General features: G+C 79.0%; 7 protein-coding genes. 2 read left to right on the forward strand and 5 right to left on the reverse strand.

Annotated features, from left to right (window positions below; translation table 11 throughout):
* Positions 1-909 precede the first annotated feature (909 nt).
* Positions 910-4,647 (reverse strand): hypothetical protein, encoded by a 3,738-nt coding sequence (locus AAFN69_RS34540; RefSeq protein WP_347732904.1) that lies wholly within the window; start codon positions 4,645-4,647, stop codon positions 910-912.
* Between the two features lie 101 nt (positions 4,648-4,748).
* Here AAFN69_RS34540 and AAFN69_RS34545 point away from each other — a divergent pair, with 101 nt between their 5' ends.
* On the forward strand, positions 4,749-5,057 hold the full coding sequence (locus AAFN69_RS34545) for a hypothetical protein (RefSeq protein WP_347732905.1): 309 nt from the start codon (positions 4,749-4,751) through the stop codon (positions 5,055-5,057).
* 243 nt (positions 5,058-5,300) lie between these two features.
* Positions 5,301-5,690: a hypothetical protein gene (locus AAFN69_RS34550; RefSeq protein WP_347732906.1), complete on the forward strand. Its 390-nt coding sequence runs from the start codon at positions 5,301-5,303 to the stop codon at positions 5,688-5,690.
* A 51-nt stretch (positions 5,691-5,741) separates the two neighbouring features.
* Here the strand turns inward: AAFN69_RS34550 and AAFN69_RS34555 are convergent, their stop codons facing one another.
* The 4 genes from AAFN69_RS34555 to AAFN69_RS34570 all read right to left on the reverse strand — a co-directional run bounded on the left by AAFN69_RS34555 (position 5,742) and on the right by AAFN69_RS34570 (position 9,341).
* Positions 5,742-5,888: a hypothetical protein gene (locus AAFN69_RS34555; protein ID WP_347732907.1), complete on the reverse strand. Its 147-nt coding sequence runs from the start codon at positions 5,886-5,888 to the stop codon at positions 5,742-5,744.
* Between the two features lie 35 nt (positions 5,889-5,923).
* Entirely contained in the window at positions 5,924-7,375 is a 1,452-nt protein-coding gene (locus AAFN69_RS34560; protein WP_347732908.1) for a hypothetical protein, read from the reverse strand.
* A gap of 981 nt (positions 7,376-8,356) precedes the next feature.
* Positions 8,357-8,509, reverse strand: a complete 153-nt coding sequence (locus AAFN69_RS34565; protein ID WP_347732909.1) for a hypothetical protein — start codon at positions 8,507-8,509, stop codon at positions 8,357-8,359.
* 322 nt (positions 8,510-8,831) lie between these two features.
* Positions 8,832-9,341, reverse strand: a complete 510-nt coding sequence (locus tag AAFN69_RS34570) for a hypothetical protein (protein WP_347732910.1) — start codon at positions 9,339-9,341, stop codon at positions 8,832-8,834.
* Between the last annotated feature and the right edge of the window lie 841 nt (positions 9,342-10,182).

Consider the following 10,182-nt stretch of genomic DNA (forward strand, 5'->3'; position numbering starts at 1 on the left):
GAGGCGGGCGTCGTCCTCTCCTCCGGCACGGCTGCCGGAGCGCCACACCAGCGTCAACAGGTCGAACAGCGCCTGGTCGTCGAACGGAACGGCGGCAGGCCAGGGTCGGCCGGGCGCCGACGGTGCGCGGCGCCCGCGGCGGCGGGGCAGATCGCGCCGGGCTCCGCCCGGGCAGCGAGCACCGCGGGGACGCGGGCGGCCGGGCACGGCACCGGGGAACGTCCGGGCCAGCGGGGGCACCACGGCAGTGCAGCGGTATGTTCCAGGGCGTACCCGGTCCTCGGTCAGGGCCGTCCCGCCGGGCCGCAGCGGCGCTGGCCTGCGGCGAACAGCCGGCTGGGCAGGGGCGTGGCGACCCGTACCGCAGCAGGATCCGGCCGTCACCAGAGCCCGGCTCGGGTGTTCCTGGCGGAGCGGCATACGGTCTGCCAGCCGGACACACGACACCGCGGCCCCTTCGGCCCCCGGGCCGGTTTCCCATCTACCGGCGGACGGGTGGAGGCGCGGGGCCACCGGCGAACGCGTGCCGGGGCCGCCGCCGGGGGCCGATCCCGGCGTCCTGCGGGTCCGGCCGGCTGCCGGGCGATGGCGAGCCCCGGCTGCTCGGCACGCTCCAGCCTGCTCCGTCCCCGGCATGGCGGGGACGGAGCACCGGCAGCCGGGACGACCGGGACGTGCCTGGCAGCCCCGACGGGTGAGCAGCGCCTCGGCGCCGTACGACGGAAGGGCGGCGCGCGGCCGAGTGCGGAGCCGGGGCGGTCGGGCGGTGCGAGCAGCAACTCCCCGGTGGGCGGCGCGAGTCCGGCGGGGTCGCTGCGGAGCGGGCGGCCCGATGCGGGCCCTGGGCAGGGGCTGTGGCGGGCCGTGCCGAGCGGACGGGGAGGGGTAGTGCGGACGGGAGCGGGTCGGTCAGCCGGTCGTCGACGTCGTCCGGGCCAGGTCCACCTCCCCTGCCTCCACCAGCGCGCGGCGCAGCAGCTCGGTGGCGGTTGAGCGGTCGGGCGCGGGCTGGGCCTCGGCGGCCAGGAGCAGGGTGCGGGCGTGCGCGCGGACCTCGATGTCGTGCCAGGGGTCGGGGGCGGGGCGGGTGAGCAGGTGCGCGGCCAGGAACAGGGCGTCGTCGTCGCACGGGTGGGCGGCGGCGCGTGCGGCGATGTCGCCGGCGCAGGTCTGGGCCGGGGTGTGGGCGGCGCTGCGGCGGGCCAGCGGCAGCCACACCGTGTCGTCGAGGGCGGTGTCGGCGAAGTCGCCGGCGGCGGCGAGCGCGCCGGGCGGCAGGCCGGCGTCCAGCGCCGCGGTCCACCACCGTGCTGCCGCATCCACCGCGGTGCGGGCGGCCGGCTCCAGCGGGGCGCCGCCAGGTCCCGGCCTGCGCGGGGCATCGGCGGCGAGCGCGGCCAGGAGCCGGGAGACCGCGGCCGCCCCCTCGGGGCCGGTAGCCAGCTCCGTCCAGGTGGCCGGCGCCTCGCCCAGGACGTCGCCGGTGTCGGTGAGCAGGGTGCGGGCGAGGTGCCGATCCGCGCCGGGAAGGTGACCGCGCACCGCGTCGAGGAGCCGGGCCCGGCCGAGGGCGGCGAGCAGCAGCGGGTCGTGGCCACCCCAGCGCAGCCACGCGGCGGCCGGCGTCACCCGGCCGGGCGCGAGGTCGTACAGCTCGGGGTGCGCGGCGGTGAACTCGGCGGCGTGGCGGTGCAGAAGCGGCAGGCGCACCCCGACCGCAGTGGCGACCGCCTCGTCGCCGGCGCGCGCGGCCAGCGCGCCGGCGACCAGGCCGAGGACGTCGTCGGGGAACCCGGTGTCCGCCCGGGCGCGGGCGGCGGCGTACTCCAGCAGGCAGCCCATCGCGCGCACCGCCGGGTCCGAGCCGAGCAGGGCCCCGGCCGGGCCGTCGTCGAGCGGCACGGCGTCGTCCGGGCCGGGTGCGGGCGGCGGGCCGGCCGGGCGGGTGAGCGGCTCGGCGAGGGCGTGGAGATGGTCCAGGGCGGAGGTCAGGTCCTCGGCGAGGTCGGCGCCGGTGCGCCACACCACGGTCAGGAGGTCGAACAGCGCCTGGTCGGCGAACAGGACGGCGGCGGGGACCGGTCGGCCGGGCGCGGGGGTGGGCAGGGTGCGGCGCAGCACGAGGGCGGCGCGCGCCGCCGGGGCCGGGCCGGCCGGCAGGGCGCCGGGGCGGTGCGCGGCGCCCGCGACGGCGGCGAGGTAGAACGCGCCGAGCTCCGCCCGGCCCAGGGCGGCGAGCACGGCGGGGACGTCGGCGCTCCAGGCGGCCGGGCCGGCCTCGACGAGGCGGTGCAGCACGATCGCGTACCCGTCGGCGCCGGCGTCCTCGGCGGCGGCCAGCGCGGCGGCGGCTTCGAGCGGGCCGGCCGCGGCGGCCAGCTCCACCACCTCCTCCTCGGCGAGCGCGACGGTGCGCTTGAGCGGGACCGGGTGCTCGGCGGCGCGCGGGTCGGGCGGGCCGTCCGGGCGCAGCCGGCGCACCGCGGCGAGCAGCGGACCGAACCCTTCCAGCAACGCCTCGGGCAGGACCGGGGACCAGTCCCACACCCGCAGCCAGGACGCGAGCGGCTCCACCGTGCCGTCGACCCGCTCGGCGCCGTCGGGCAGGATCTGCTCCAGCTCGGCCGCCGCCGGGGCGGGGCCGAGCGCCGCCCGGGCCCGCTGCTGAAGGCCGTCGGCGCGCTCGGGCGGGCAGGTGGTGAGCACGAGGCCGGCCAGGCGGGCGCCTTCCGGGGCCGGGCGGGCGGCCAGGAGCCGGACCGTGACCTCGACCGCGCGCTCCCACCACTCCCCCACCGCGTCGACGGGGGCGGGGGCACCCGGGCCCGCGATGGTGCCCGGGTGGGGCGGGTGGGCCGCCAGGTGCGCGGCCAGCAGGCGGGCGTGCAGGTGCGGGTCGGCCTCCTCGATCCGGGGCCACGCCCGCAGCCGCTCGGCGAGCGGGAGACCGGCCGCGGCGTCCGCCGCGGCGAGGTCGAGGACGGTACGGGCCAGCACCGGACCGGTGAACGCGGCCGGGTCGCCGAGGCGGACCTCGTCGAGGTCGACGTCGAAGACCAGATGCCGGGCCGCGGGCGCGGTCGCCTCGACGTCGCGGCGCAGCAGCCCCGCCACCGCGGCGCGTACGGCGCGGGCCCACCGGAACGGGCCGCCGTCGGCAGCGGTGCGGTGGGCGGTCGCCGTCAACTCCCTCAGCAGGCCCGCGACCTCGTGGCCGGGCAGGCGGTCGGCGCTCTGCCGGGCGATCGCCTCCTGAAGCTCCATATCAGCCAGTGCAGCGGCGCGCTCGGCGCCGGCCGCCGGTGCGGTGCCGGCCTCCGCGGCATCCTGGGCGGCGTGCGCGCGTTCCAGCACCGCCTGCAGGGCCAGGTGGCCGGCGTGCTCGGCGTCCACCGCGTCCGTCAGCAGCGTCTCGACCACCACCAGCCAGTCCCCGTCCCGGGACCCCGCCGCCAGGGTGCGCGCCCAGCGGGCCGCCAGCCGGCGCGTGAACCCGCCCTGACCGGACGGCGCCCCGGGCCGGGCAGGGGCGGTGACGTACGGGAGCAGCGAGCGGACCCCGGCCGGGGTGAGGGCGCCGGCCAGGGCCAGGCGCAGCAGCGCGTCCAGCGCGCCCGGGCCGCCGGCGGCGACCTGCTCGGCGCGGGCGGCCAGCCACGGGCGGGCGGTGTCCGGGGCCGCGGCGGCCAGGTGCTCGAGGAACGGGGCCGCTGGCCACGCGCCGCTCTGCTCGTCGGCGAGCAGCAGGTGATCGGCGTACTCGTCCAGCACGCCGAGCCAGGCCGGGGCCGGGCCGGAGCGGAAGAAGTACGCCGTGGCGCGCGGGTCCGCCCAGCCGGCCAGCTTCCGCGCCTCCGTCTCGCCTGGGTCCACGAGCGCGGCCAGTTCCAGGACGCGGGCAGCGCGGCCGGGCAACGGCACCAGCAACTCCCGCGCCGCCGCCAGGACTTGCCGGTACAGGGCGGCGCCGCGGGCCGGGTCGGCTCCGGCGCCGTGCAGAGTGCCCGACGTCTTCCCGTACACATCGCCCCACACGTCCAAGGCCCGCTCCTGCGCGCCGCCGAGCTCCACGCCCATCAGCCGCACCGCGATCCCCGCCGCCCGCGCCCGGTGGAAACCGCCCGGCCGCTTCACCTGCCCCCGCAGCACCTCGGCCGCGTCCCGCACCCGCTGCACCGCGCCGGCGGACGGACTCGCCCCGCCCCCGGCCGACTCGTCGGCGGATCCCGCAGGACCCCCGCCGGCGGACGGCCCCGGGGCGGCACCGGCCGCCCGGGCCGGGGTGCGCTCGGCGTCCGCCGCCCGCCCGCCCGGCGGCGCGGGCGGCGCAGCCGACTCGGATGGGCTGGCAAGGGCGTCCACCGCGTCCAACAGGTCCTTCGCCGCGGCCTTCAGGCCCATCGCGACCGGGGCGCCCGGCAGGCTCAGCAGCGCGTCCGCCGCGCCGCGCAGGCACGACTCCGCGACCTCCGCCGGCCGCTCCAGGCCGCCGGCGCCGGACAGCACCCGGGCCGCGTCCCGCAGCAGGCCCAGCGCCCGCGACCCCGCCTCGCCCTGCGCGCGGAGCGCGGCCGCCAGGACCTCGTCGACCTCCGGCAGATCGAGCGGGGGCAGCGGTCCGGCAGCGGGCAGCATCTCGTTCTCCACCGGAGCACCGTAGAGCGAACGGGCCCATGCCCGCGGGCAAACCGGCCGGCCACTCCGGGCGCGCAGCGAGCACGTGTACGGCCGGCCGCTACCGTGACCCGGTGAACACCACCAACCGCCTCCACCCGCCGGACCCGGTCCGTGAGGCCGCCGAGCTCACCCACGAAGCGGCGGCCGCCCGCATCCACGACGCCAACCTCGACCGGCTGCGCCAGGAGGACCAGGACGCCGACCGGATCTTCCCGCCCGGCACTGCCTTCACCGACGCCCTCGTCGACGACGACGCCATGGACCGGATCGGCGTCGCCACCGAGGCGTACGGAGCGGCCAAACACGCCGCGGGCCGCATGGACCTGTTCCACCGGCTGTTCGACGGCACCGGCGACGACGACCTCCCCTGGAACGGGTAACCGGGCGCCCCGACGGACCCGGGGCCCCGGCGGCGGACCAGGACGGCCAGGACCTGCAGCAGGCCGAGCCGCGCGCTCGCGCGTCGGCTCCGGCGGCCGGCGCAATCCTCCGGGAGGACCCTGCGGCTGCGCGTGACCTGGTGGCGCCGAGCCTCGTTCCCAGCACAGGGGCGAACCGCGGCACCCGCCGCTGCCGCTCCAGCCCGGCAGCATCCCCGGCAAGCCGCCCCAGGAAGTGGTTCCGTGCTCGGTCTCGACTTCGGCGAAGCGGTACTCGTCGACCCCCACGACCTCCACCTCATGGTGGAGACCGTCCTGGACGACCCCGACGGTGAACACCCGCCGGCCGTCGCGGCCGCGCTCGAGGCCGCCCGCCAGGGCGAGCCCCTGACCGCCGAACAGTTGTGGCACCTGACGAACTTCGCCGACCCCGCCTGCGTGTACGGGCTGTCCCTGTCGGAACCGGACACGGCGCTGCAGGACCAGCGGCTGGCGGCCCACATCCGGGTGTGGGCCGCCCTCCGCGAGCAGGCTCCCCGCACAGCCGCCGCCCTCGCCCTCGTCACCCGCACGGAAATGGAACTGGCGATCACCGCGGCCCGCTCACGCCAGGACCCCCCACCGGTGTCATGACGCCTCAGACCGGGGCGCGGCGGCCCGCACCGGGCCCGGCCGCGCGGGACTTCAGGGGCGGCGGCCGAGGGTGGGCAGCGCGGCCGAGGCGATCCGTACGCTCCGCCCCCGGCGGGCAGCGCGGCCGTCCTTGAGGATCCGGCTGGCCCGGGCGCTCCACAGCCGGACCTCCTGCACCCGGCCGGCCTCACCGTGCACGGCGGCGACGGCCGGAGCCGTACCGGCGCCGCTTCCTACGGCTCCGCGTCGAGGAAGCGCTCCAGACCGGCCGCGTCCAGCAGTTCGGTCCACGCGGTGCCCGGGAGCAGCGGTCCCAGGTCCGCTTCGAGTTGTGCGGCCTCCTCGGCGGTGGCCGGCTCCATCGCGCGGCGCAGGCCGCGGGCGTGCCGGCGGTCCATGGCCAGCGGGCCGGCGTGGTGGTCCGCTCCGGCCAGGTAGCGCAGCGCGGGCGGGGTGAGCACCACGGCCTGGGCGGCGAGGAAGTCGGTCAGCTGCGCGAGGGTGCGCTCGTCCGCCGCGGCCGGTTCCGGGTGGCGGGGGGCCGGCAGGCTGATGCTCTCCGCGATCCGCTGCCACGCCTGGGCCCGGGTCGGCGCCTCGTCGTCGTCTTCGTCGCCTCCGGCCCGGCTGACGCCCCGGAGCAGCGAGCGCAGAGTGACCACCCTCAGTGCCGGATCGTCCCCGGCCGGCGGCCGGGAGCGCGGGATGAGCAGTCGGCCGGTGAAGCTCTGGCGCAGACCGCGGGCGCGCGGGAGGAGTTCGGCGAGGGTCTGCTCGGCGGCGAACTGGGCCAGCGCCCGGGACTGTTCGGTCGCGCTGTACCCCGCCTGTGGCTGGAACGTGCCGTCGGGCAGCGGCCAGCCGGCCTCCCACCGCCACGCGCCCCCGGGCGCCCCGCTGTTCGTGCCGTCCGGCCACACCGGCCGGTCCCAGCCGGGCAGCAGCGGCCGCTGCGCCGGCGCGGGCATCAGCCGGGCCTGGAGGCCGTGCGGGGACCCGGGCACGGGCCGGCAGGCGGTCAGGCCCCTGCCGTCGGCGGTCCACTCCAGCGGCGCCGGGGCGAAGCGGGACACCCTCAGCAGGCCGGCCGCCGCCCGCGCAAGGGCCTCCAGGACCGTGCCGCGCAGGGCGTCCTCGAACACCCGAGGCCAGGCGTCCGGGTCCCCGGCGGCGAGCTCGCCGACCGCCATCGTCCACACCCGCAGGGCCGCGGCCGGATCCGCGTCCAGCGCGTCGCGCAGCGTCCGCCCGGCCGGCTTCTCCGGCTCGTCGCGGGCGTCCGGCTCGACGGCGGCGTGCAGACGCAGGACCAGGTCGCCCACCCCGACTCCCAGGCCGGCCGCCACCTCGCGCAGCCGTCCGGCGCTCAGCGGGCGCAGCAGGTCCACCAGCCGGTCCACGAGGGCCGCCGCCTGCCACGGCGTCGCCGGCACGGTGACCGACAGCGCCGGCCAGTCCTCGGCGGCGGCCGTCAGGTCACCGGTGCCGATCTCGTGCCGCGGGACCCGGTCCACGACCGCGAACACCGCTTCCAGCAGGCTCCGGGCCGGGCCCGGTACCGGCGCCGGGGCGCCGGTGAACGCGGCCACCGCCACGGGGAGCTGCCCGGCCGGGCAGTCCAGCGCCGCCGCGGCCGCCCGGATCCGGGAGAAGTCCGCCGCCGGGGAGGGAGGTTCTGGTGTCACCCCGCCACCCTATGGACCGGGCCCGGGCGCCGGTGCCCGAACCGGCCGGGTGACGGCGCGGGACCGGCTGACGGTGTCGTCCGGGCCCGGTACCGGCCCCGGGCCGTCTCCCCGGCGGCGCGGCCGAGGCGGTCGGTCCGCTCGGCGCCCACCGCGTCCTTCGGCAGCACCCCGGCCACCGGGCTGCCTCGCCCGGCTGCGCCAGGAGGACGAGGACTCCGACCGGTTGTTCCCGCCCGGGCCGGCTTTCACCGACGCCCTCGTCGACGACGAGGCCATGGGCCGGATCGGCGTCGCGACGGAGACGTACGGAGCGGCCAAACACGCCGCGGGCCGCATGGACCTGCGGACCCGGGCCACAAGGCGGCCAGGAGCGGGACCCGGCGGCCCGGCCGGAGCACGGCAGACGGACACGGACGGACGCCGGGTACGGCGGCGGCCCAGGGCGGCCGGCGGCCGGACGGACCGCGCGGGGTACGGCGGCGGCCGGGGTACGACCGGTGATGTTCACCGAGCACCACCGAACACCGCTGAACACTCCACCCCCCGGCACGAACACCCCACCACCGACCACACCCCGGCGGACAGCGGAAGCTCAGGCGACGGGGACCGGACACCCGGCAACGCGAACGCGAGCCGGGACGAAGGCCGGGGCGGCGGGGCGGCGGGGCGGCGGCGCGGGAGCGGGCCGGCCGGGGCGGGCCGGGCCGCATGGCAGAACCCGAGCGGCAGAGCCCGCAGCGGCCAGCGCGGGGGCCGAGGCCGGAGCGCAGCAGGCCGGCAACAGGCGGCCGGACGGCGCGGCGACGGGCGCGGAGCGACGGCGGAGGCGGGCGGCCGGGGCGGCGTCTCCGGCAGGTCGGCCAGAAGCGGGGCGACATCGCCGAGAGGCATTGGGAAGTCGCGGCGACCGGGAGCGGCGTGGTGAAGCGGTACGGGCCGGACCTCCGGCCGGGCGGGCTCGCAGCATGTTGGCGCAGCTCAGAGGGGGGACACCACGGTGCGGTGCGCGCAGCAGCCCACGTCCTCGCCGATGAACAGCGCCCGTGCCGACCGGAGGCTCGACCAGCCGCAGCCGGCACGGCCCGGCCCCGGCTGGCGCGGCGTCGGGGCGAGGACGTCGTCGGACGCCATCGGACAACGTCGGACAGCCGGTCCTTGAGCCGCAACCGGGCCGGGAGGCGCGGACCACCGAATTCGGCCGAACAACGCCGAACAACCCCGGACAACTTCACGACCAGCGGCAATACGCGGCGCGCGCCGGCCGGAAGCTGCGGCGGGAGGCCACCACAGCCGTACGGGGAGGCAGGCCCTGCGGCGCGGCCCGGGCGGCGGGCGGGCAGCGCAGCAAGGGAGCAGCGGATCAGGAACGGCATGGGCCCGGGCGGCGGGAGCGGCGGAGCCCGGCGGCGGACGCGGAAGCACGGGCGGAGGGCGGGGGCCGGGCGGGCCGGGCCTACGCGGCTCCCACGGCGGCGTCCGCGTACACGGTGGCGTCCGCGTACACGGTGGCGTACGACAGCTCCCCCGGGTTGTCGACCCACGCCAGGCCGGGGCGGGCGCGCGCCCGCCACCCCGGTGCGGCCTTCACCCGCTCACCCCACCGGCTACGGCCCTCCGCGCAGACCGTGCACTTCAGCCTGCCGCTGATCTCCCACACCTCCGGGTCGGCGGTGAAGCACTTCGGGCAGCACCCCTCGAACCAGGCCGGGGGGTGGCACGGCTCGACCGGCAGGGCCGTGATGATGATGTGGCCGCCGTACGCGCACTCGATGCCGTAGAGGGTGTTGCGCTCGCAGCGGGGGCAGTACTCGCCGGGCGGGATCTCCGCCGGGGTTGCGGCGTCCCCGGACAGTACCGACGGGACGTCACCGGTGCCCTCGGCGGGCCCTGCCGGGAGCTCGGCGGCCGGTACGAGGCCGCCCTCCGACTTCGGGCTTGCGGGCATCTCGCTGAACCGGCTCACTGGTCACTCCTCTGCGATGGCATCACCCCCACTCGGGGCATTCATTAATCTACCCCTAAAGGCATTATCAGTCAAGCTATATGTGTCACAGGCGGGGCCCGCCACCGCCGGAACGTCCGGAGCCCCGCCCGCCGGCGGGCCTGTGCGCACGGCGACTGCGGCCCCGCCCGCCCGGAGCCCGGCCCCGGGCAGCGTCCAGCACCGGCGCCCGGCGCGCCGGGAACGGGCATGCCGGCGGACCGAGTCCGGGAACATCGGCGCCGCCGCCCGTCACAGACCAGCGCGCGGTGCGGCAGCCGGAGTTCACCCCGCCACAGGCACCCATGACGGCCCCGGCGAGCAGACAGCGCACAACACCGCACGAGCGCCCGCCGCCGCCCCCGGGAACCCGGACCGAGGCCCCCGCGCAGCACGCCCTCCCGGCCCGCACCGGGACCCGAGCCGGGCCGGCGACGCGGACCCGCCGCCCGGCCCCCTCCCCCCGCCGCACCCGGGCGGGAACGGCTACCGGTGACGGGCCGCGCCGACGCCGCCCGTTGACCAGCACCGCCCACAGCTCCTTCCACACGGCCCGGCGACCGGCCGCCGGCAGGACGGCGACGCTGTCCAGCAGGGCGCGCGGCGGACCGCAGCGGCACCCGACACGGACAGCCAGCCCGGCCGCGCGCCCGGGCTACCAGCACCGCGGCGAACAGCAGGGCGCCTTCGCCGCCGGGGTGAGCGGCGGCGCGCCCGGCGACGAGGCCGGCGCCGGCCAGGTCCGGGCAGGGCGGCGGCCCTGGAGCGCGCCAACCCCAGCCACACCGCCTCGCCGACGGCCACACCCGCGAACACCCCGGCC

It is taken from the genome of Streptomyces sp. CAU 1734, assembly GCF_039888735.1.
GTDB lineage: Bacteria > Actinomycetota > Actinomycetes > Streptomycetales > Streptomycetaceae > Streptomyces.